General features: G+C 53.5%; 20 protein-coding genes. 8 read left to right on the top strand and 12 right to left on the bottom strand.

What is annotated here, in order from left to right:
• Window positions 1–3: 3 nt before the first annotated feature.
• The 6 genes from N6G83_RS41185 to typA form a co-directional block, all read right to left on the bottom strand.
• Window positions 4–1674: a ShlB/FhaC/HecB family hemolysin secretion/activation protein gene (locus N6G83_RS41185; RefSeq protein ID WP_211135438.1), complete on the bottom strand. Its 1671-nt coding sequence runs from the start codon at window positions 1672–1674 to the stop codon at window positions 4–6.
• Between the two features lie 359 nt (window positions 1675–2033).
• Window positions 2034–2981 carry a fatty acid biosynthesis protein FabY gene (gene fabY, locus N6G83_RS41180; RefSeq protein ID WP_024527828.1) on the bottom strand — a complete coding sequence of 316 codons (948 nt, stop codon included), beginning with the start codon at window positions 2979–2981 and terminating at the stop codon, window positions 2034–2036.
• 21 nt (window positions 2982–3002) lie between these two features.
• The gene (dtd, locus tag N6G83_RS41175; protein ID WP_024527827.1) at window positions 3003–3440 is read right to left on the bottom strand and encodes a D-aminoacyl-tRNA deacylase; all 438 of its coding nucleotides are present in this window, start codon (window positions 3438–3440) and stop codon (window positions 3003–3005) included.
• On the bottom strand, window positions 3437–4330 hold the full coding sequence (locus N6G83_RS41170) for a virulence factor BrkB family protein (protein WP_024527826.1): 894 nt from the start codon (window positions 4328–4330) through the stop codon (window positions 3437–3439). Before N6G83_RS41170 ends, dtd begins: the two co-directional genes overlap by 4 nt.
• A 50-nt stretch (window positions 4331–4380) precedes the next feature.
• A complete protein-coding gene (gene yihX / locus N6G83_RS41165) occupies window positions 4381–4971 on the bottom strand; it encodes a glucose-1-phosphatase (RefSeq protein WP_024482960.1) in 591 nt (196 codons plus the stop codon).
• Between the two features lie 165 nt (window positions 4972–5136).
• Window positions 5137–6960 (bottom strand): ribosome-dependent GTPase TypA, encoded by a 1824-nt coding sequence (gene typA, locus N6G83_RS41160; RefSeq protein ID WP_024527824.1) that lies wholly within the window; start codon window positions 6958–6960, stop codon window positions 5137–5139.
• Window positions 6961–7340: 380 nt separating this feature from the next.
• Between typA and glnA the strand changes: the two genes are divergently transcribed.
• The 4 genes from glnA (at window position 7341) to N6G83_RS41140 (ending at window position 11671) form a co-directional block, all read left to right on the top strand.
• Window positions 7341–8750: a glutamate--ammonia ligase gene (glnA, locus tag N6G83_RS41155; RefSeq protein ID WP_024527823.1), complete on the top strand. Its 1410-nt coding sequence runs from the start codon at window positions 7341–7343 to the stop codon at window positions 8748–8750.
• 208 nt (window positions 8751–8958) lie between these two features.
• Window positions 8959–10008 (top strand): nitrogen regulation protein NR(II), encoded by a 1050-nt coding sequence (glnL, locus tag N6G83_RS41150; protein ID WP_065683705.1) that lies wholly within the window; start codon window positions 8959–8961, stop codon window positions 10006–10008.
• A gap of 10 nt (window positions 10009–10018) precedes the next feature.
• Complete coding sequence (glnG, locus tag N6G83_RS41145; protein ID WP_024527821.1) at window positions 10019–11431, top strand: nitrogen regulation protein NR(I); 1413 nt, start codon at window positions 10019–10021, stop codon at window positions 11429–11431.
• Between the two features lie 117 nt (window positions 11432–11548).
• Window positions 11549–11671 (top strand): YshB family small membrane protein, encoded by a 123-nt coding sequence (locus tag N6G83_RS41140; protein WP_143182229.1) that lies wholly within the window; start codon window positions 11549–11551, stop codon window positions 11669–11671.
• 36 nt (window positions 11672–11707) lie between these two features.
• On the opposite strand, the gene hemN is transcribed toward N6G83_RS41140, so the two are convergent.
• On the bottom strand, window positions 11708–13081 hold the full coding sequence (gene hemN / locus N6G83_RS41135; protein WP_074029785.1) for an oxygen-independent coproporphyrinogen III oxidase: 1374 nt from the start codon (window positions 13079–13081) through the stop codon (window positions 11708–11710).
• Window positions 13082–13267: 186 nt separating this feature from the next.
• Window positions 13268–13816 carry a Der GTPase-activating protein YihI gene (yihI, locus tag N6G83_RS41130; RefSeq protein WP_024527819.1) on the bottom strand — a complete coding sequence of 183 codons (549 nt, stop codon included), beginning with the start codon at window positions 13814–13816 and terminating at the stop codon, window positions 13268–13270.
• A 746-nt stretch (window positions 13817–14562) separates the two neighbouring features.
• Here yihI and yihA point away from each other — a divergent pair.
• Window positions 14563–15210, top strand: coding sequence for a ribosome biogenesis GTP-binding protein YihA/YsxC (gene yihA, locus N6G83_RS41125; RefSeq protein ID WP_024482967.1), 648 nt, complete (start codon window positions 14563–14565; stop codon window positions 15208–15210).
• Window positions 15211–15764: 554 nt separating this feature from the next.
• Here yihA and polA read toward each other — a convergent pair.
• Window positions 15765–18560 (bottom strand): DNA polymerase I, encoded by a 2796-nt coding sequence (gene polA / locus N6G83_RS41120; RefSeq protein WP_024527818.1) that lies wholly within the window; start codon window positions 18558–18560, stop codon window positions 15765–15767.
• A 502-nt stretch (window positions 18561–19062) separates the two neighbouring features.
• Between polA and N6G83_RS41115 the strand changes: the two genes are divergently transcribed.
• Entirely contained in the window at window positions 19063–19950 is an 888-nt protein-coding gene (locus N6G83_RS41115; RefSeq protein ID WP_211135436.1) for an acyltransferase, read from the top strand.
• Window positions 19951–19999: 49 nt separating this feature from the next.
• Here N6G83_RS41115 and dsbA read toward each other — a convergent pair whose 3' ends face one another.
• From dsbA to N6G83_RS41100, 3 genes are all read right to left on the bottom strand, one after another.
• Window positions 20000–20623, bottom strand: coding sequence for a thiol:disulfide interchange protein DsbA (gene dsbA / locus N6G83_RS41110; protein WP_024527816.1), 624 nt, complete (start codon window positions 20621–20623; stop codon window positions 20000–20002).
• A 29-nt stretch (window positions 20624–20652) separates the two neighbouring features.
• The gene (locus N6G83_RS41105; protein ID WP_211135434.1) at window positions 20653–21639 is read right to left on the bottom strand and encodes a serine/threonine protein kinase; all 987 of its coding nucleotides are present in this window, start codon (window positions 21637–21639) and stop codon (window positions 20653–20655) included.
• A 93-nt stretch (window positions 21640–21732) separates the two neighbouring features.
• Window positions 21733–22002 carry a YihD family protein gene (locus N6G83_RS41100; RefSeq protein ID WP_024527814.1) on the bottom strand — a complete coding sequence of 90 codons (270 nt, stop codon included), beginning with the start codon at window positions 22000–22002 and terminating at the stop codon, window positions 21733–21735.
• Between the two features lie 151 nt (window positions 22003–22153).
• On the opposite strand from N6G83_RS41100, the gene mobA reads away from it, so the two are divergent.
• Both mobA and mobB read left to right on the top strand, forming a co-directional pair.
• The gene (mobA, locus tag N6G83_RS41095; protein WP_211135432.1) at window positions 22154–22744 is read left to right on the top strand and encodes a molybdenum cofactor guanylyltransferase MobA; all 591 of its coding nucleotides are present in this window, start codon (window positions 22154–22156) and stop codon (window positions 22742–22744) included.
• Window positions 22741–23262 (top strand): molybdopterin-guanine dinucleotide biosynthesis protein MobB, encoded by a 522-nt coding sequence (mobB, locus tag N6G83_RS41090; protein WP_199063431.1) that lies wholly within the window; start codon window positions 22741–22743, stop codon window positions 23260–23262. Before mobA ends, mobB begins: the two co-directional genes overlap by 4 nt.
• The last annotated feature ends 1 nt before the right edge of the window (window position 23263 follow it).

Raw genomic sequence — 23263 nt, 5'->3', positions numbered from 1 at the left:
AAATTAAAGAACGATGTTAATACGGTAGTAAATCGACACCCGATCCGGCTCTAACCAACTCGGATGCGCCAGCGGCCAGCCCACGGTAAATTGGCTGCTGAAATAGCGGTTACGGCTGCCCAGCCCCACCGCGCCGCCCCACAACGTGCCGGAAGCGTAGGCGTCCACGGAGTCGTGGCGCAGATAACCGCCATCTACGGCAGCCAATACGGAAATATCGCCCAGATACGGCAGGCTGAACGGCGACCAGTTGACCTCGTTACGCCAGTAGCCGCCTTTATCTCCGGAGAGATACTGTTCCTTGAAGCCACGCACCGAACTTTCGCCGCCGAGGGTCAGGCGCTCGCTGCCGTAAAGGCGATCGGGCGTCCACTGGCCGTACAGGCTGGTGAGGTAGTTCCAGTTCTGCGCCAACGGTAAGTAATAGCTGCCGGAGAGCGTGTATTTATTAAACTCCGCCTTAGGGGCTTCACTGGCCTTGCCGCTGTCATCTTCCGCGCCTAACCAGGGAACACCACGGCTGTAGGAGGGGTTGAGCGTGGCAAAACCGCCCAACAGTTTTTGGCTATGGCTCACGCCCAGAGATACGCTGGTCAGTTTACGGCTGCTGCTGTCCAGCCGGGTGTCATTCAGATAGTTGCGGTTGATACGGTGGGTCAGGCCCAGCGCCAGGCCGGTTTTCATGTCACTGTTACGGAACAATACGCGCGAAACGTTGAAGCGATGGGTCTGGCTGTCGCCAGTGGATCGCCAGTCAAAGCCCTGATTGTCGATCGTCGAGAGATAGTCGCTGTAGGAGTAGTTGTAATCCATCAGCCAGTAGCCATAAGGCAGGCTGACACCGGCCTGGACGCTGCGTGCATCGTGATCGTTGGCGAAATCGCTGCTGCGCGCGCCGGTCACAAACCACTGATCCGCCAGCCCCAGCAGGTTATTGCCGGTCAATGAGCCGTTGATCTGTCCGGTGCCGGTACTTTTCTGCCCGCTGTTGTCAAAACCCAGCCCCAGCATCACCGGGAACTCTGGCTTGGCGGTCAGGTTGACCACCGAATAGCCCGGTTGGCTACCGGGCAGGATTTCAATCTGCACCGGTTGCTGGCGCAGGCGGTTGATCTGCTCCATACCCTGTTCGATATCGCGCAGGTTAAGGATGTTGCCCACCAGGCCGGGGAACGCCATCTTCAGCATTCGGTCATCCCGTTGGTCCAGCAAGATCTTTTCCAACTGCCCTTCCAGTACCAACAGCTTCAATTCCCCATGGGACAGGTCTTGCTCGGTCAGGAAAGCGCGGCTGGTGATATAGCCCCGTTCGATATACCAATCGGAAACCTGCTGCACCAGGGTGTTGATCTGGGCCAGATTCAGGCAGCGTTGCAGATAGGGTTGCGTCAAGGCTTGCCGCGCACGGGCGGGCAGATGGCTGGCACCTTCAAGGCGAATGGTCGTGATGGCGAAGCACGGCCCGCCAGGGGCTGTGGCTGCTGGCGTTTGTGGCAGCACCGGCGTCAGGCTGCGTTGCAATTCCTGACGTTGTTGTTGGTTTTGCTGCAACAATTCACGTTGTTGCTGTTGGATAGTATCTCGATCCGCCGGGCTGAGCATATTGGCGCCAACCGCCGAACTGAGAGAAAGAAACAACAATGATACTGCCAACCGCTGAGCTACTGAGTCCATTCAGATAAACCGCCTTAATGATTTTGCGGCATTCTAACGACATAATTCGGCATCAGACAAGCAAGAGATCGTGACTGTACGGGACTTAGAGGCATCGGAACTGGCATAAATCTCAGAGTGAGGCGGGGTAAATATTCTGAAACTGTTTTAATGCCTGCACTTTATTTGCTGTATGTAAACTAAACAGTCAATTATGCTAAATAGAGGCGGACTTTTCTGATTAAAAAAATAATCGGCAGCCGTGCCCAATTTATACGACAGATTAAGTCATCAATTAAGCCCAACCCGTTAAGTGGGCGCAGCATGCAGCGCCCACCTGGATAGATTTGGTCACAGAGCCAAGCTACACGGCTTGATGCTCAGCTCGCTATCGGCTCTGAACCGCCCTTGTCCAACGGCTCTTCCGGTTCGGCTGGCAGCACCATATAGGTACCCTCAAATACTGCACCTTCGTCATCGTCACCGAATAAATGTACCTCTGCCTGCACGCGCGCCCGGCGGCCACGCGCCAAACGGGCCAGATCGCCACTCAATGAGCTCAGATCGGCAACGGCTCTCGGCCTGCCGGTGATCGGTTTGCTGTAGCGAATGTGGGCGTCTGCCAGAATAATCGTGCCCCCAAGGTGGCGCTCACGCAGCAGCAGCCAGATCAGCCCCCAGGCGGTCAGCGTTGCCAAGGAGAACAGGCTACCGGCAAACAGCGTATGGTGTGGATTCTGGTTGCCCACTTCTGGCATGGTGGTGACAAAACGCTGGCCGGTATATTGGCTGATGCGCACCCCCATCTTTTCACTGAGCGGGATATGTTCATACCAGGCTTGTTGCAGTTGCCCGCACCAGTCGGGGCGATGCAGAATGTCATCCAGCGTGGCCACGGGTTTGATCATCAGGTAATGGCGGATCGGCGTAGTTTGCGGCGCAGTGATTTCGCCCTGGTTGATAAAGCCCAGCTTGGCAAAGAAGTCCACTGCATCCTCACGGGCGCTACACACCACCCGCTTTACCCCTTCCTGGCGCGCTACTGACTCCAAGGTCATCGCCACCAGCGTGCCAAGGCCTTTGTCCTGCACCGTGGGATCGACCGCCATGAAGCGGATAGCGGCTTCGTTATCGGCATTGATATACAGACGGCCAATGGCCACAATCCGGCCGTTCTCATCCACCACCATTTGATGGTGCGCCATGGCGTCGTAGGCATCCTTTTCCGAACCCACCGGCTGGTGTAATGGCTTGCGCAGCATCTCCCAGCGAAACTGGTAATACTCCTTCAGTTCTTGTTCTGTAACGGGTACTCGTAGGTGATACATAGACGCCTTCTCTTGTGATCTTTAAACCTGCAGCCAGAACGTCACCGGGCCATCGTTCACCAGCGCCACCTGCATATCGGCGGCAAACTCACCGGTCTGGGTTTCAATACCCCGTTCCTGGCACTGCCCAACAAAATAGCGGTATAGCCGATCGGCCTCCTGCGGCACCGCACCGCGCGAAAAACTCGGCCGCATGCCTTTCTGGGTATCTGCTACCAGTGTGAACTGCGACACCACCAACAGGCTGCCACCAGCCTGCTGAACGTTAAGATTCATCTTGTCATCCTCGTCGCCGAAGATGCGATACCCCAGCACCCGCTCACACAGGCGTTGGGCTTTTTGCTCGTTATCGTCCTGCTCGACGCCCAATAACACTAACAAACCGGGGCCAATCTTGCCTACCGTCTGACCTTCTACCGTAACGCTGGCGTTTAATACCCGTTGAATTAACGCAATCATAACGATCCTTCCTGCTCCTGTTTTTGCTGTTGTTCTGCTTTCTGCTGCCGGTAAAGGCGGTACTCGCCCAGCGTAACGGTGATTTCGGCACCCAATAACACGATACACCAGCTCCAGTAGACCCATAAAAATAAAATCGGGATCACCGCCAGCACGCCGTAGATCAACTGGTAGGAAGGGAACATGGTGACATACATCGCAAAGCCTTTCTTACCCAGCTCGAACAGCACCCCTGCCACCAGCGCCCCGATCAACGCATCTTTCGCAGGCACGCGTACCGTAGGCACCACGCTGTATAACAACCAGAAAGAGACCCAGGACAGGATCAGCGGGAAGATGCGCAGTACCTCATCCACCAGGCTGTTAACGCCGGTTTGCGCTAACCAGTTTAGCGACAACAGATATGAGCTGATCGCCATACTGGCCCCCACCAACAGCGGGCCAAGAGTCAGCACCATCCAGTAAACGGCAAAGGAAACCACGATAGGCCGTTGGTTCTTACTGCGCCAGATGGTGTTCAACACGCTATCCACCGAATAGATCAGCAGCAGCGCGGTGACGATCAGGCCGCAGATCCCCACGGCGGTCATCTTGCTGGAGTTGGCAACAAACTGCTCCAGGTAACGTTGCAGCACATTACCGGCGGCAGGCATAAAGTTGGAGAAAATAAAGCTTTTTAGCTGCACGCTGATATCCGCAAACATCGGGAAAACGGCAAACAGCGCAAACACCACGGTGATCAGCGGCACCAGGGAAAGTAGCGAGACATAGGCCAGATGGCCCGCCAACATGGTCAGGCCATCCTCATCAATACGTTTAAACAGCAACCGCCCGAAGGTTATTCCGGGTTTGATCGACGATGGCAGCTTTTTGCGGCGGAAAAACGACATATCTTCATCCTAAATGTCAGTCTGGACGCCTTAAGCTTAACGTACGGTGATTATTGAGCAAAATAAGCCGGCACAACCTGGCGATCGATGACGTGCACCGCCTTGATCCCCAGCGCTGCGGCCGCTTCTACGTTCGCCGCCACATCGTCAAAGAATACCGCTTGATCCGCCGGGGTATTTTCCGCCTTCAGTACGTGCTGATAGATGTTGGCATCGGGTTTGCGCATGCCAAGATCCTGCGACAGATACATGTGATCGGCTGCTTCAGCGACCTGAGGGTAGTGCTGAGGCCAATAATTACAGTGCAGGCGGTTGGTATTCGATAACACCACCACGCGATGCCCTTCGTTGCGCAGACGGTGCATAATCTCGATCACTTCAGGGCGCAAGGCAACAAACACCGCCTGCCAGCCGGTGGCAAACTGCTCGAAGCTGAGCGCTATCCCCATTTCTTCACAGAGTTTGGCTGCAAAATCTTCGTCGCTAATCTCGCCGCGCTCGTGCTGTTGGAATACCTCACCCATGCTAAAACGTTCGGACAACGTCGCCAGCGGTGTACCGCTCAGGTTGCTCCACACGCCCAGTACACGTTTGAAATCGATATCGACAATCACATTACCTAAATCAAAGATATACAGCATAGTCCTCTCCCATGGGCCAGTGAGATTTCACTGTAACGGGAAAAGTTAAGGCTGAACAGGGAGCAGTGTGAAAAGCGCATGGCGCGCCGCAGAATGGGGGAAAGACAGAGGAAAAAACTCAGGGCGCTGTGACACGCCCTAAGTATTGCGGATTAAATCGGCGAATTAAGCTTCTTTAGGACCGCGGTTGGCACGCTTACGATCGTTTTCCGTCAGGTGACGCTTACGGATACGGATCGAGATTGGCGTGACTTCTACCAGTTCGTCATCATCGATGAATTCCAGAGCTTGCTCCAGAGACATTTTGATGGCCGGAACCAGGGTAGTCGCTTCATCGGTACCCGATGCGCGCATGTTGGTCAGTTTCTTACCGGTCAGGCAGTTCACGGTCAGGTCGTTAGAACGTGAATGGATACCGATGATCTGGCCTTCATACACTTCAGCACCGTGGCCCAGGAACAGCTTACCGCGATCTTGCAGACCGTACAGAGCGAACGCTACCGCTTTGCCCTGGCCGTTAGAGATCAGCACGCCGTTCTGACGCTGGCCCACTTCGCCCGGACGCACATCGTCGTAGTGGCTGAAGGTGGAGTACAGCAGACCGGTACCAGAAGTCATGGTCATGAATTCGTTACGGAAACCGATCAGGCCACGGCTTGGGATCACGTAGTCAAGACGCACACGGCCCTTGCCATCTGGATCCATGTTTTTCAGGTCAGCTTTACGCTCACCCATCGCCTGCATCACAGAACCCTGGTGCTGTTCTTCGATGTCCAGCGTCACGTTCTCGAACGGCTCTTGCTTGCGGCCATCGATTTCACGGAAGATAACTTTCGGACGGGAAACCGCCAGTTCAAAACCTTCACGACGCATGTTTTCGATCAGAACCGACAGGTGAAGTTCACCACGGCCTGAAACACGGAATGCATCAGCATCTTCGGTTTCTTCAACGCGCAACGCCACGTTGTGTACCAGTTCCTTGTTCAGACGCTCAAGGATTTGGCGTGAAGTCACGAACTTGCCTTCTTTACCACAGAACGGTGAGGTATTGACGTTAAAGAACATGCTTACGGTAGGTTCATCAACCGACAGTGCTGGCAACGCTTCAACCGCGTTCACATCACAAATGGTGTCAGAGATGTTCAGCTCGCCCAGGCCGGTGATGGCAACGATGTCGCCCGCTTCGGCAACGGTGGCTTCGATACGTTCCAGACCCATATGGGTCAGCACTTTACCGATTTTACCGTTACGGGTTTTGCCTTCGCTGTCGATCAGGGTGACCTGCTGGTTAGGCTTGACTTTACCACGCTTGATACGGCCGATGCCGATAACACCCACGTAGTTGTTGTAGTCCAGCTGCGAGATCTGCATCTGGAAAGGTGCTTCCAGCTCAACCTGCGGTGCAGAGACGTGATCGACAATCGCCTGGTACAGCGGAGTCATGTCTTCGGCCATATCGTTATGGTCAAGACCCGCGATACCCATCAATGCGGATGCATAGATGATTGGGAAGTCGAGCTGTTCGTCGGTAGCGTCCAGGTTAACGAACAGGTCGAAGACCTGATCCACAACCCAGTCAGGACGCGCGCCAGGGCGGTCAACCTTGTTGATTACCACGATCGGTTTCAGACCATTAGCAAACGCTTTCTTGGTCACGAAACGGGTTTGCGGCATTGGGCCATCCATTGCATCCACAACCAGCAGCACCGAGTCGACCATTGACATCACGCGCTCTACCTCGCCGCCGAAATCGGCGTGTCCTGGGGTGTCTACGATGTTGATGCGGTAGTCTTTCCAATTAATGGCGGTGTTTTTTGCGAGGATGGTAATCCCACGCTCTTTCTCCAAATCGTTGGAGTCCATTACGCGTTCTGTCGCTTCTGAACGCTCTCCGAAAGTACCGGATTGTTGCAGCAACTTGTCAACCAGGGTGGTCTTACCATGGTCAACGTGGGCAATAATGGCGATGTTACGCAAATTTTCGATCACAGCTTTGCCTCAGGCATTAGAAATAGCGCGCTATTGTACACGTATTAAGCGAGGTACTAAACAAGATCACAACACTCTCTTATAAACAACTGTGTACAGGCTAGTTTGTGATCCCTTTCACGGTGCAAAAAGCAGCAACGGGTGATGTTTTGCACCATTTCAGTGCCCTGCACCCGGTTATTTGCACCAACATAGTGCATTGCGTCGCTAATGGTGCATACTGGCGATGGGCAAAACCCGCGCAAACCGGCGATTTTTTCGCTTTTTAAAAGTTGGCACAGTTTTCGCTTTGTCTTAATAAGAGCCTAGACAGGGCAAAACAGGCCAGTACACAGATTCGTTCCACGACGATGACAACGATAAATCCGGGAGAGTTAAGTATGTCCGCTGAACACGTTTTGACGATGCTGAATGAGCATGAAGTGAAATTCGTAGACCTGCGTTTCACTGACACCAAGGGTAAAGAACAACACGTCACCATCCCTGCTCATCAGGTAAATGCCGACTTCTTCGAAGAAGGTAAAATGTTTGACGGCTCCTCAATCGGTGGTTGGAAGGGCATCAACGAATCTGACATGGTGCTGATGCCAGACGCCAGCACGGCGGTTCTGGATCCGTTCTTCGAAGAATCTACCCTGATCATTCGTTGTGACATCCTCGAGCCAGGCACCATGCAAGGCTACGATCGTGACCCACGTTCGATCTCCAAGCGTGCTGAAGACTTCCTGCGCTCTTCCGGCATCGCCGATACCGTGCTGTTTGGGCCAGAACCTGAGTTCTTCCTGTTTGACGACGTGCGCTTTGGCAGCAGCATCCGTGGTTCCCATGTCAGCATTGATGACATCGAAGGCGCCTGGAACACCAGCACCAAATACGAAGGCGGCAACAAAGGCCACCGTCCAGCAGTAAAAGGCGGTTACTTCCCAGTGCCACCGGTCGACTCTTCACAGGACATCCGTTCTACCATGTGTCTGACCATGGAAGAAATGGGCCTGGTGGTTGAAGCTCACCACCACGAAGTGGCAACCGCCGGTCAGAACGAAGTGGCCACCCGCTTCAACACCATGACCAAGAAAGCCGACGAAATCCAAATCTACAAATACGTGGTTCACAACGTGGCTCACGCATTTGGTAAAACCGCGACCTTCATGCCAAAACCGATGTTCGGCGATAACGGCTCAGGTATGCACTGCCACATGTCACTGTCCAAGAACGGCACCAACCTGTTCGCTGGCGACAAGTACGGCGGCCTGTCTGAAATGGCGCTGTTCTACATTGGCGGCATCATCAAGCACGCTAAAGCAATCAACGCCCTGGCCAACCCGACCACCAACTCCTACAAGCGTCTGGTCCCAGGTTACGAAGCGCCGGTTATGCTGGCTTACTCTGCCCGTAACCGCTCCGCGTCTATCCGTATCCCAGTGGTTGCCAGCCCGAAAGCGCGCCGTATCGAAGCTCGCTTCCCGGACCCAGCGGCTAACCCATACCTGTGCTTCGCCGCGCTGCTGATGGCTGGCCTGGACGGCGTGATCAACAAGATCCACCCTGGCGATGCCATGGATAAAAACCTGTATGACCTGCCGCCGGAAGAAGAAGCTGAAATTCCAAAAGTGGCTGGCTCACTGGATGAAGCAATGGCCGCACTGAACGAAGACCGTGAATTCCTGACCCGCGGTGGCGTATTCACCGACGACGCGATCGATGCCTACATCGAACTGCGTAAAGAAGAGATGGATCGCGTGCGCATGACGCCACACCCAGTTGAATTCGAACTGTACTACAGCGTTTAAGTCATAGCGTTTAAGCCATACCCGCGCTGTCTACGGATGGCGCATCGCTCGCTATTTATCTAAGCCGTTTTTTTGTTGCCGTGGAAACTTTTAGCCCATCTTCGGATGGGCTTTTTTCTCCACCGTATGTTCTGCAAAACTATTTCATACCGTGATGGTTGCGGATGGAGTAGGATGGATGCACTAAAAAGGTGCAGGAGACTGCTGTATGGCAACCGGCAAGCTGCCCGATGCTGGGCAGATCCTCAATTCTCTCATCAATAGCATTTTGCTGTTGGATGACACACTGGCGATCCACTACGCCAACCCGGCGGCACAACAGCTGCTGGCACAGAGTTCTCGTAAACTTTTCGGTACACCGCTGCCCGATTTACTCGGTTATTTTTCGCTGAATATCGATCTGATGCGCGAGAGCCTGCATGCTGGTCAGGGTTTTACCGATAACGAAGTGACTCTGGTGGTCGACAGCCGCGCCCATATCCTCTCCCTGACCGCTCAAGCGCTGCCAGATGGCTTTATTCTGCTTGAGCTGGCCCCAATGGACAATCAGCGTCGCCTCAGCCAGGAGCAGTTACAGCACGCTCAACAGGTTGCGGCTCGCGATCTGGTGCGCGGCCTGGCCCACGAAATCAAAAATCCGCTCGGCGGTTTGCGGGGTGCAGCGCAGTTACTGGCGAAAGCTTTGCCAGACCCCTCGCTGACGGAATACACCAAGGTGATCATCGAACAGGCCGATCGGCTGCGTAATCTGGTAGATCGCCTGCTAGGGCCGCAGCGCCCCGGCCAACATATTACCCAGAGTATCCATCAGGTAGCGGAACGGGTCTTCCAATTGGTGTCGTTGGAGAAACCCGATAACGTCACGCTGGTGCGTGATTACGACCCTAGCCTGCCGGAACTGGCGCACGATCCCGATCAAATCGAGCAGGTGTTGCTCAATATCACCCGCAACGCATTGCAAGCGCTGAGCGAAACCGGTGGCACCATCACGCTGCGCACGCGTACCGCGTTTCAGATCACCCTGCACGGCACCCGCTACCGGCTGGCGGCGCGGATCGATGTTGAGGATGACGGCCCGGGCGTACCGGCCCAGTTGCAAGACACTCTGTTCTACCCGATGGTCAGCGGCCGCGAAGGCGGTACCGGCCTGGGGTTATCCATCGCCCGTAATCTAATCGATCAGCATTGCGGAAAAATTGAATTTAACAGTTGGCCAGGTCACACCGAATTCTCGGTTTTCCTGCCTATTCGCCAGTGAGGTTTGTGCTATGCAACGAGGGATAGTCTGGATCGTCGATGACGATAGCTCCATCCGCTGGGTGCTCGAACGTGCGCTCACCGGAGCCGGGGTGAACAGCGTCACCTTCGACAGCGGCAATGCCGTGTTGGAAGCATTGGCTACACAAACTCCCGACGTGCTGCTATCAGATATCCGCATGCCGGGTATGGATGGCCTGGCACTGCTCAAGCAGATAAAACAGCGTCACCCGATGCTCCCGGTCATCATAATGACGGCGCATTCGGATCTGGACGCGGCGGTTAGCGCCTATCAACAAGGGGCGTTCGATTACCTGCCAAAACCCTTTGATATTGATGAGGCCGTCGCGCTGGTAGAGCGTGCCATCAGCCACTATCAAGAGCAACAGCAACCCGCTCGCAGCCAGCCTGCCAACGATCCTGTCGCCGATATTATTGGTGAAGCCCCAGCAATGCAGGATGTGTTCCGCATTATTGGCCGCCTGTCGCGTTCCTCCATCAGCGTACTGATCAACGGGGAGTCGGGAACCGGGAAAGAGCTGGTTGCCCATGCGCTGCATCGCCACAGCCCACGCGTCAAATCGCCGTTTATCGCCCTGAACATGGCCGCGATCCCCAAAGACCTGATCGAATCTGAACTGTTCGGCCATGAGAAAGGGGCGTTTACCGGCGCCAATCAGATCCGTCAGGGCCGTTTTGAACAGGCCGACGGTGGCACGCTGTTCCTGGATGAAATCGGGGATATGCCGCTGGATGTACAAACCCGCTTGCTGCGCGTGTTGGCGGACGGCCAGTTCTATCGTGTGGGTGGCTATGCGCCGGTGAAGGTAGACGTGCGTATCATTGCCGCCACCCACCAGAACCTGGAGTTGCGCGTCCAAGAGGGCAAATTCCGTGAGGATCTGTTCCACCGCCTGAACGTGATCCGCGTACATCTGCCGCCTCTGCGTGAACGCCGTGAGGATATTCCGCGCCTGGCGCGCTATTTCCTACAGGTGGCCGCGAAAGAGTTGGGTGTAGAGGCGAAGAACCTGCATCCGGAAACTGAAACCGCCCTCACCCGTTTGCCGTGGCCAGGCAACGTACGCCAGTTGGAAAATACCTGCCGTTGGCTGACCGTGATGGCCGCAGGGCAAGAAGTGCTGATCCAGGATCTACCCTCGGAACTGTTTGAAACCGCCGCGCCGCAAGCCAGCAGCCACGGCCTGCCGGACAGTTGGGCCACGTTGTTGGCACAGTGGGCCGACCGCGCGTTACGTTCCGGTCATCAAAACCTGTTGTCCGAAGCTCAGCCGGAAATGGAGCGCACTTTGCTCACCACCGCGCTACGGCATACCCAGGGGCACAAGCAGGAAGCTGCCCGCCTATTGGGATGGGGCCGAAATACCTTAACGCGTAAGCTGAAAGAATTAGGGATGGAGTAAGAGAGAGGGCGCTAGATGATTAAAAATACAATCTGGCGCACAAAAAACCAGCACTCGAAGGCTTTTACAGGGTATGCGACAGCAGTATGATCGAAACGCAAACTCAGGAGGCTTTTGATGCTGGATACACTCATCGTCTTTCTTACCCAAGGCGCAGACGTCAGTTCTGCCGTCAGCCATTCACCACAGGCGGCCGTTGCCACTGTGTTGTGCGCCGCACTGATTAACTTCTTTAGTTAAAACCACAGTCGCTCATCACGGCCGTGGTTCTGTGCGTCAGATAACCCGGGAGAACTGTTGGGCGCGGGCCTGTTTACGCAGGTAGATATCGAAGCACATGCAGATATTACGGATCAGCAAGCGCCCACGAGGCGTGACGCGAATGCCGTGCTCATCGCGCTCCACCAGCCCGTCACGTTCGAAAGGTGCCAACAATTCCAGATCGGCGGCAAAGTAATCCGCAAAAGCAATGCCATATTGCTGCTCAATCGGTTGATAAGCCAGCTGGAAATTACAGATCAGCGTCTTGATCACATCACGGCGCAGGCAGTCATCTTCCGTCATCGCCAGGCCACGCCACAGGGCATTCCCCTGCTCTTCCACGTTAGCATAATACACCTTCAGCTCTTTCTGGTTCTGCGCGTAGCTGTCACCCAGCATGCTGATGGCGGAAACCCCCAGGCCCAGCAGATCGCTGTCACCTTGGGTGGTGTAACCCTGGAAATTGCGGTGCAGCTTGCCTTCGCGCTGAGCAATGGCCAGTTCATCGTTCGGCCGGGCAAAATGGTCCATACCGATAAACTGATAGCCCGACTCCGTCAGCGAAGCGATGGTTTGCTGCAGGATATCGAGTTTCTGCTGGGCGCTCGGTAGGTCGGCGTCCTTGATTTTACGTTGGGCAGCAAACAGGTTCGGCATATGGGCGTAGTTAAATACGCTCAGGCGATCCGGATTCAGCTCCGCTACCCGTTGCAGGGTGAAGGCAAAACTCTCTGGCGTCTGCTTCGGCAGGCCGTAAATCAGATCGATATTGGTCGAGTTGAAGCCTAGCGCTTTAGCCCGGGCGATCAGGGCAAAAATGAACTCTTCATCCTGCTCGCGGTTAACCAGACGCTGCACTTCTTTATTGAAGTCCTGCACCCCCATGCTGAGGCGGTTAAAGCCTTCTGCACGCAGGTGATCCAGCACGTCCAGCTCGATTTCCCGCGGGTCAACTTCAATCGACATCTCCATTTCTGGTTGGAAATCAAAGTGCTGGCGTAGCATGGCGACCAGGCGGCTGATTTGCTGCTTATCCAGATAGGTTGGCGTACCGCCGCCCCAATGCAGTTGGCTGATCTTGCGGCCGGCAAACAGGGGAGCACGGGCGATGATTTCCCGCTCCAGCACGGCCAGGTATTCATCGGCCTTGTGAGTCTGGCGTGTGACCAACTTATTGCAGCCGCAGAAATAGCAAAGCTTATGGCAGAAGGGAATATGGACATATAACGACAGCGGGCGCTCAGGGTAGCGCGTAGCCGCGCGTTGGAACGCAGCTTCGTCGTAGCCCTGGTTAAACTCCAGCGCCGTGGGGTATGAAGTATAACGCGGGCCTGAATAGTTATATTTTTGGATCAGGGCCAAATCCCAGACAATGGTCTGTTCTGACATGCTTGCTCACTCCTTCCGATATTTTTTCCTACCGGGCCGGGAAATGGGCAGTTGTCTACGCTGTCTGGCCGCGGAAGCGCTGCGAAAACGCGTTTTGCGCTTCGACAGCCGCCACAGTTTACCGAATAACCACAGTAGATAACACGTCAACAGTAGGGCTATTGCCGGGATCAGCCACATAACCGCTTAAAATACGTCTTTCGGGTTACCGCCTTTCAGCAGTTTCAGAATATCTTCCTGCTTCTCTTCCTGCTCTTCGTCGTCTTCATCACCCAGTTCGATGCCCAGCTGTTCCATCAGCGCATCAATACGATCCAGGGTTTGATCGACGTAAGCCTGATCTTCCGCACTCAGCGTGGCGCCTTCATCCAGGCGATCCAGCAAGGCATCCAGACGTTCATCGTTTTCCAGCTTGGTCAGTTCTTCTTCTGGCGTGAGGCGCGGTTTTTCTGCCTTCGGTTTTGGCTGCGGCTTGGTCGCCTTCACTTTAGCGTCAACCACCAGCGCAACCGGCACTTTACTGCCGAGACGAGGATCTTTGGGTTGCGCGCCAGTTTTATTTTTCTGGTTGGCTGACTCAACCTGGGTACGCGAACCGGAAGCCAGGCCACGGCGCTTTTTCAGACGCTTGCGCTCGCGCGCTTCCTGATCGAGCTCCACACGACTTTTCTTTTTACTTTTTGACGTCGCCGCGCTGCTGCGTGGGCCGCGAGGTGCTTTTGATGGCTGGTTCATGGCTTTTACTCTTAGGTATGTAGATCCAGTATAGAATTGCTATACGGTTGCGGCGGAATCTAGCAGAAAGCAGACAAAGAAAAAAGGCGGCAGGTTAAAACCTGCCGCCTATTTCGCACCTTCACTCGAAGGATATTCCTGCTCCGCGCTCCATGCGCACACTCAACATCCCGGTCTTTCCATCTGCGATAACCGCGCTCCCTGCTACTACGTCTTTCATCCTGAAAGAAAAAATCATCCGTGCTGCGATCCGTTCGCTTCCACTCTTCCTGAGTGCGCTTCCCGCGTGCGTCCCAATTGCAGTCACTTCGTCATCCGTGTACTATTCGTGCGCTCCGGCACCAATAGTTTCAATTCCATCTGCCATCATCCTGGTACTCATTACACTGCCTGTGCATTCCCTGAGATTTTTCACCCTTCCTGGATGTTCCTGTTTCCTTGGCCTCCTGCCTTGCAACCTACTTTACGCTTTTATGGGGTGTGCTCAAGATACCTACAGGCGGATTACGGCAATCTTTTACTTATCGAAATTACAACGCACTGTTTTATAACAAATAAAATATTTACCGCTTTCGAATAAAGCGACATTACCCCCAATTCGAATGGTCAATGTCTCACACGGCAGGCGACCTTTTGCCACAAGGACTCTGTGGTTAAAACGCTTAAAAACCGAGAAACACACCCTTTTAGCGCTGATGCAGTTATAATCGCCCACCAGATAGCCATCCTCACGGAGACGAAAAATTTTGACCAGCAAGAACTACAATTACCATGTGACCCATTTCGTCACCAGTGCGCCCGATATTCGCCACCTGCCGGGGGATGAAGGTATTGAAGTTGCGTTCGCCGGCCGCTCCAACGCCGGTAAGTCCAGCGCACTGAATACCCTGACCAATCAGAAAGGCCTGGCGCGTACCAGTAAAACGCCGGGGCGTACCCAGCTGATTAACCTGTTCGAGGTCGAAGAAGGCATTCGCCTGGTCGACCTGCCAGGCTATGGCTATGCCGAAGTGCCGGAAGAGATGAAGAAGAAATGGCAGCGGGCGCTGGGTGAATACCTGCAAATGCGTAACTGCCTGAAAGGTCTGGTGGTGCTGATGGATATCCGTCATCCGCTCAAAGACCTGGACCAACAGATGATCCAGTGGGCCGTCGACGTAGGCACGCCAGTGCTGGTCCTGCTGACCAAGGCCGATAAGCTGGCCTCTGGGGCCCGCAAGGCGCAACTCAATATGGTGCGTGAGGCCGTGCTGCCATTTATGGGTGACATTCAGGTGGAAGCCTTCTCGTCACCGAAAAAGATCGGCGTCGATAAGCTTAGCCAGAAGTTGAATACCTGGTTTAACGAAATCCCACCGGAAGTGCTGCCGGAAGATGATATCGGCGGGGAATGATAACCGCTGCGGGTATTTCGTAGGGGTGCCGCATGCCGCGCCCAATGAGCCGATGCTGAGACATCGGCTTTTTTACGCCCATTATCACCCCGCACGAGACCACATTTCGTTATCTAATTACAATTTTGACTAAAAACCATCACAAAAACTTATGGCAGATGTTGCTCTGTCAGGAGATAAATGCAGATAAATCAGCCAAGGGAACGGCGGGAGAAGAGCTGGCGGGGATAACTAAAATCGATGGTTTTACGTTGTTTTTACAATAAAAAACGCCCCAGTCAATACTGACTGGGGCGGCTAAATATTCAGCCAAATCCGATTACGTGAAGTAAAAGGTCTGAAAGATAGAACATCTTACCTCTGTACCCTACGCCTGTAACTCTACATCATTTTTTCACGCTGCAAAAGAATTTTTTGTAGTTTACTTACACGATCCGGGCACTAACAACGCCAATTTAGTCGAAACAATCACCGAAGGATGTTGCTCAGTTACCAAAAATGCTTAGGTTTTCGCCAGTTAGCGAAAACTGGCCATAACATATCACCCAGGGTAATCAGTGAGCCTCATCCCAGTTTTTACCTACGCCGATATCCACCCGCAGCGGAACAGCCAACTGCATGCTGTTTTCCATTAACTCATGAATGCGCAGGCTGGCCTCTTCGATGGCAGACTCGTGGATTTCAAACACCAGTTCATCGTGTACCTGCATGATCATGCGCACCAGCGGCTTCTCAGGCCCTTGCAGCCAGGCATCCACCTCAATCATCGCACGTTTGATGATATCCGCAGCAGTGCCCTGCATAGGGGCGTTAATCGCCGCTCTCTCGGCTGCCTTGCGACGCATACCGTTGCTGGAGCGAACGTCCGGCAGATACAACCGGCGGCCATCCAGCGTGCTGACATAGCCCTGCTCGGCAGCCTGCTGACGGGTGCGTTCCATATACTCCAGCACGCCAGGGTAGCGCTCGAAGTACAGATCCATATAGCGCTGCGCTTCGCCGCGCGGGATCCCCAGCTGGCGAGCCAAACCAAATGCGCTCATGCCGTAGATCAGGCCAAAGTTAATCGCCTTGGCACTGCGGCGCTGTTCGTTGGTGACCTTATCCAACGCCAGACCAAAGACTTCTGCCGCCGTTGCCCGGTGTATGTCCTTACCTTCAGCAAACGCCTTAAGCAAGCCTTCGTCCTGCGATAAATGAGCCATGATGCGCAGTTCAATCTGCGAATAGTCCGCCGCGACAATACGGTAGCCCTCAGGCGCAATAAATGCCTGACGGATACGGCGCCCCTCATCGTTACGTACCGGGATGTTTTGCAGGTTTGGATCGCTGGATGACAGGCGGCCGGTGGCGGTGACGGCCTGGTGATAAGAAGTATGCACCCGCCCGCTAACCGGGTTGATCATCAACGGTAGTTTGTCGGTATAGGTGCTTTTCAGCTTCGCCAGGCCACGGTATTCCAGGATCACTTTCGGCAGCGGATAATCCAGCGCCAACTCGGCCAGCACTTCCTCATTGGTAGAAGGAGCACCACCAGGGGTTTTTTTCAGCACTGGCAGCTTTTGCTTTTCATACAAAATGGCCTGCAACTGCTTGGTAGAAGCCAGATTGAACGGCTCCTCTGCCAGTTCATGGGCCTGTACTTCAAGCTCGCCAAGGCGCTTGGTCAGCTCAATGGAGTGAGCCGCGAGGATGTTAGGATCGATCAGCACCCCGGTGCGTTCGATATGGGAAAGCACCGGTAACAGCGGCATTTCAATCTCATTGAATACCGTCAGCAGGCCTTCACTCTCTTTCAACTGCGGCCACATCGCCAAATGCAGTTGTAGCGTAACGTCGGCATCTTCTGCCGCATAAGGGCCCGCCTCTTCAAGGGCAATCTGGTTGAAGGTTAGCTGTTTTTTGCCTTTGCCCGCGATCTCTTCGAAGGTAATGGTTTTATGGCCCAGGTAGCGATCCGCCAGGCTATCCATATCGTGACGGCCACTGACGCTGTCGAGTACATAGGACTCCAGCATGGTGTCGTAGGCGATACCGCGTAGATCGATGTCATAGCGCGCCAGCAGGCTCTTATCAAACTTCAGGTTCTGCCCCACCTTCAACGCCTTCTCGTCTTCCAGCAGCGGCTTCAGGGTGGCCAGCACGTGGTTACGATCCAGCTGTGGGGGAGCATCCAGATAATCGTGTGCAACCGGCAGGTAAGCCGCTACGCCTGGCTCAATGGCGAAGGACAGGCCGATCAGGTTGGCCGTCAGGGTATCCAGGCCGTCTGTTTCGGTATCGAAGGCGAAAACCTCGGCCTGTTTCAGGCGCTGCATCCAATCGGCGAAGGTTTCCTCATCCAGAATGGTGACATAGCCTTCCTGCGACAGGGTAGGCTCTGCAGCAGCTCTTGGTAGTTCTGCCGTTGCGGCTGGCTTGGCCGCCGAGCTGGCCTTACGGCCTGACCCTTTGTTTTCTAACCAGGTTCCCGCTTCAACATCGGCCATCCAGCGCTTGAACTCGTAGCGCTTAAACAGTGCCTGCAGTTGATCGACATCCGGTGGGCTCACTTCCAGCTCACTGCATTTCAGATCCAGTTCAACATCGGTTTTGATCGTCGCCAGTTTGTAAGAGAGGTAGGCCACCTCTTTGTTCTGCTCCAGCTTGGCCGCCATGGTCTTGGCACCGCGGAAGCTCAGCGTGGCAATGCTATCCAGATTGGCATAGAGCTGATCCAGTCCCCCTAACCCTTGCAGCAGCGCCTGGGCCGTTTTCTCACCGACCCCAGGTACGCCAGGGATGTTATCTGATGAATCCCCCATCAGCGCCAGGAAATCGATGATCAGTTCAGGAGGAATACCGTATTTATCACAGACTTCCTGCGGGCCGAGGATAGTGTTGTTCATGGTATTGATCAGGGTGACATTCGGCGTCACCAACTGAGCCATGTCTTTGTCGCCGGTACTGATCAACACGGCATGACCCGCTTTCTCAGCCTCTAGCGCCAGGGTGCCGATCACGTCATCAGCCTCTACACCAGGTGTGACCAGCAGCGGTAACCCCATGGCTTTAACCATCTGATGCAGCGGTTCGATCTGCGCTCGCAAATCGTCCGGCATCGGTGGCCGATGTGATTTATATTCGGCAAACAGCTCGTCACGGAAGGTCTTCCCTTTGGCATCAAACACCACCGCCACATGGCTGGGGGTATACTGCAACAACAGGCTGCGCAGCATGTTCAGCACACCGTACATCGCTCCCGTCGGCTCACCGACCGAGTTTGTCAGCGGTGGGAAGGCGTGGTAGGCGCGGTAAAGGTAAGAGGAACCATCCACCAGGATTAATGGGTTTTCTGCAATCTGGGCCATAACGTTTCTTTTTCGTGAAAAGGACTGGGGTAAGCATGCCATAGCTAGCCGCTGGTGACGAACCTTAGCGTGCAATATGGCCAAATTAGATGAGATCCTGTGAAGCGATCCGCAAGATCCTGCCTGTGGATAACTTTGTGCATAGTTTAGCAACTGAATTATAACGAAGATAATATCGTTATAATGGAAAATAAAATTCCTAGACAAATCACACTGTTGAAAGAGGGGATTAACGGTTTTGCTATTTATCGTGTTTCAGTAAATTTGTGGATATAACTGGGGCCGGAGTTTAATCGCACGTTTAATCAATTTAGGCACCTCAATGACCATAGCACAAGATTGAAAACCTGCACGTCAACGGTAAACAACTGGCAATTTCAACCTGGCTAAAATCGCTTACTTTTAGCCGCGTATTCTTGGCCTGGATTCTGTTAAAATATTTTTTTGTTGGTACGTACTGACGTATCTAACGATGTTTCCTTCAACCGTCAGCACTAAACCCATGCCAAAATTGCTAGCCCCTGTTATTTTTATCTTTTCTGCGCTGCTTGCCATTGGCGTAACGATGCTGTGCTCCATCCCGATTGTTCTGGCCGGCATCGCTAAAATTTTGATCCCCATCCCCGGCGTTTGGCGATACATTTCAGCCTTTGCTGATCTGATGATGTGGTGCTGGTGCCAATGCCTGGCGGTGTTGTTACGAATTAACCCCCGGTTACAGTGGGATATTCAAGGGCTACACGGGCTGGAAAAAAAGAATTGGTATCTGCTGATCAGCAACCATGAAAGCTGGTCGGACATTGTGGTGTTGTGTGTGCTATTCCGCCACCATATACCTATGAATAAGTACTTCCTGAAGCAGCAATTGGCATGGATCCCCTTCGTCGGCCTGGCCTGCTGGGCGCTGGATATGCCCTTTATGAAGCGTTACTCCCGGGCCTATCTGCACAAACATCCGGAAAAACGCGGCAAGGATATCGAAACCACTCGGCGTTCCTGCGACAAGTTTCGCCTGCGCCCGACCACCATCGTCAATTTCGTTGAGGGCTCTCGTTTCACCGAGGCCAAGAAAATTAAAACCCGCTCACCCTACCGCAATTTGCTCGCCCCGAAAGCTGCCGGGATCGCCTTTACGCTTAGTGCGCTTGGTCAGCAATTTGATAAGATCCTGAATGTCACTTTGTGCTATCCAGATAATCGTGAGCATCCCTTTAGGGATATGTTGTGTGGCCGTTTGCAAAGGATTGTCGTCAGGATTGAATGCCTGCCGATTGATGAGTCACTGCACGGGGATTACTTCAATGACAAACTGTTTAAACGTAAATTCCAGATTTGGCTAAATACGTTGTGGCAGGAAAAAGATGGTTTGCTAGACAGGCTCAAGCGTTAATAAGTTAAAAAAAACGCCGGGTTAACCGGCGTTGATTTCTTGCTGCGGGTTACTTTTGTTCGGTCAGGAACTTAACGACATCAGCAAATTGCTTGACGTAAACGTCCATGCTGCTGGTATCCAGGCCATCATTTTTCACCATGTATTTGCCATTAACAAATACCGCTGGCACGCCACGCAGTTGCAAATCTTCTGCCGCTTTCTCTTGCTGAGCCACCAGAGATTTCACCACGAAGCTGTTTAAAGCCGCGTCATAGTCTTCACCTGCTATGCCCGCATTGACGAATACCTTACGGATATCGTCAGGCGTTTGCACGGTTTGAGTTTTCTGAATAGCTTCAAACATTGGCTGAGTAATTTTGTCTTCTACACCCAGAGCCATGGCAACTGCCCAGGCTTGAGTTAATTGCTTACCCAATGGACCCAGGAATTCCACATGGTATTTGGTCATCTTGGTGCCTTCAGGCAGTGCTTTTTTGACCGCATCAGAGATATGGTAAGTCTCTTCAAACTGGTAGCAGTGCGGGCAGTAGAAAGAGAAGAACTCCAGCACCTGTGGTTCGCCAGTTACCGGCTTATCCAAAGTGATGTATTGCGTACCGTCACTGAATTGCGCAGCGGAGGCACTGAATGCCATCACCATACCAACGAGTGCCAACCAAATTTTTTTCATAACACTAAACTCTCCATTATGTTAATGCTTCAATACATTGGCATGAGCTGCAGAGGAGGTTCCTGCAACAGCTTAACCTGTTCAGTAAATGCCGCAGTCTGAGATAACCAGAAATCAGACTCCGCCATCCACGGGAAACTTTTTGGAAACGCGGGATCCTGCCAACGGCGCGCTACCCATGCCAGGTAATACACCATGCGCATAGCCCGCAAGGGTTCGATCAACGCCAACTCGCGCTGATCAAATTCGGCAAATTCGCCATAGGCCTCCAGCAGGATATCCAGCTGCATCAGCCGATCGCGACGTTCACCGTGTAACAACATCCACAAATCCTGTATTGCCGGCCCGTTGCGTGCATCGTCAAGATCGACGAACAGCGGACCATCGCGCCACAAGATATTGCCTGGGTGGCAATCGCCGTGCAAACGCAGCGGTTGCCAATCTAGCTGCCAGTGCGGTTTGATAGCGTCAATCAGCGTATCCGTAGCCCGCAGGAAAGTCTCGCGCTGGGCCTTGGGAACTAAATCACAGTTGGCCAATACCTGCCGTGGCTCCGTGAGATACTCTTCAATACCAATGGTCGGCCGCTCGGTAAACAGGCTTTCGCTACCCACCTGGTGGATACGGCCAAGAAAACGCCCGACCCACTCCAGCTGTTCCAGATTATCGATCTCATACTGTCGGCCACCGACGCTCGGAAATACGGTAAAGAAAAAGCCTGCATGGGTGTGCAGCGTATTTCCCTGTAATATCAGTGGTGCGACAGCCGGGATTTCGTTGTGCGACAAATCCAGCGCGAACCGGTGTTCTTCACCGATTTGCTCTGCACTCCAGCGTTCTGGGCGATAAAATTTCACCACATAACGCCGACGATCTTCATCCATAAACTGGTAAACGCGGTTTTCATAGCTGTTGAGCGCCGTCAGCCCTGAATCAACACGCAAACCTATCCCTTCCAGCGCATCCATAATCAGATCGGGAGAAAGGGTTTCAAAATTAAATGCAGAGTTGTTCATAACAACCGTTCAGTTCGCCAGATGACAACAACGTGCCAAGAATAAGAAAGAGTAGCACTAATCACCGCCACTGATGACCGCACCGCATGAAGGCTAATCTTTTATCACGCCACGGGCACGCAGCAACGCCGTTTTAAAGTCGTCTTCGTAGTCTTTCTTCAAGCCAGGGATCTGTTCTGTGCCCGCACTGCCGCGCATTTTCAGGTGATAGATCAAGATGTCATCGCTCAGATCGCCCAACTCACCCTGAAAACCCGCTTCCTGCGCCAGCTTTTGCAAAAACTGAATCAGGTTGAGATCGGGATCCTGCTGCCAGGCCGGGTGCAAAAGCTCAATCAGTTCGTTTACGCGATGCGTTTTCATATCAAAATATCATCCAGTGAAGTGATAAACCCACAAAGTAGCAGGCTTGACTACGTAGTGAAAGAACCAGCGTGTCAATAAAGGTAAATCATGATGTCTGAACAGGTTTAGCGCTACAATCAGGGCATTGGAGAGGGGCAGGATGATGACTATGCATGCAAATATAACCGGCGTTATTCTGGCCGGTGGGCGCTCTACCCGTATGGGAGGGAAAGATAAAGGATTGGTTCAAGTGGGGGATAAAACCCTGTACCAGCACGTACTGGGCCGATTAACACCGCAAGTGAGTCAGGTGATCATCAGTGCCAATCGCAATCAGCAATGTTATCAGCAAAGCGGCTTAGAGGTCGTCGGCGATCTGACGGCAGATTACCCTGGCCCTTTAGCCGGTATATTGGCAGGCCTCACTTATGCCCGCACACCATGGATTGTCTGCGCCCCCTGCGACGTCCCCGACTTCCCTCTCAACCTGGTAGAACAGCTTTGGTTGCATAAGGGCAATGCCCTGGCCGCCTATGCCAGCGACGGTGAGCGTGAACATCCTACCTTCGCTTTACTGCATACCAGTCTGGCAGAGGAACTCACCCGTTATCTAGCCCGAGGGGAACGCAAATTGATGCTGTTCATGGCGGCTATTGGTGCACAACAAGTGGTGTTCAGTGGGCAGCAAGACGCCTTCCGTAATTTGAATACCCCGGAAGATTGCCAACAGTGGCAGCAGGAAAAGGGGAGTGAACAATGACGGGTTTAATGCCCCCCTTGCTGGCTATCGCCGCCTATAGCGGTACAGGTAAAACCACGCTGCTGAAGCAATTGATCCCGCTATTAAAACAGCAGCAGGTGCGCGTTGGTCTGATCAAACATACTCATCATGATATGGATGTAGATACGCCAGGCAAGGACAGCTATGAACTGCGCAAGGCCGGTGCAGACCAAACGTTGGTTGCCAGCGATCGGCGCTGGGCATTAATGACTGAAACACCGGATCAGCAACCTTTAGATCTCCAGTATCTGGCCAGCCGGTTCGATCGCAGCAAGGTAGATTTGATCCTGGTAGAAGGGTTCAAGCATGAGCAGATCAGCAAAATTGTTCTTTATCGTGAGGAGGTCGGTAAACCGCTTGCAGATATGTTGGATCAGCACGTCATTGCCGTGGCCAGCGACAAGAAGATTGAAGGCATTGCGCCTTTGTTAGATATCAATCAGCCTGAAACGATCGCTGGGTTTATCGTTCAGTGGCTGAAGCAGACAAAGGTATAGT

The organism is Serratia sp. PL7, from assembly GCF_945957435.1.
The sequence above is the reverse complement of the archived record's forward strand: the minus strand, read 5'-3'. Positions and strand labels throughout refer to the sequence as shown.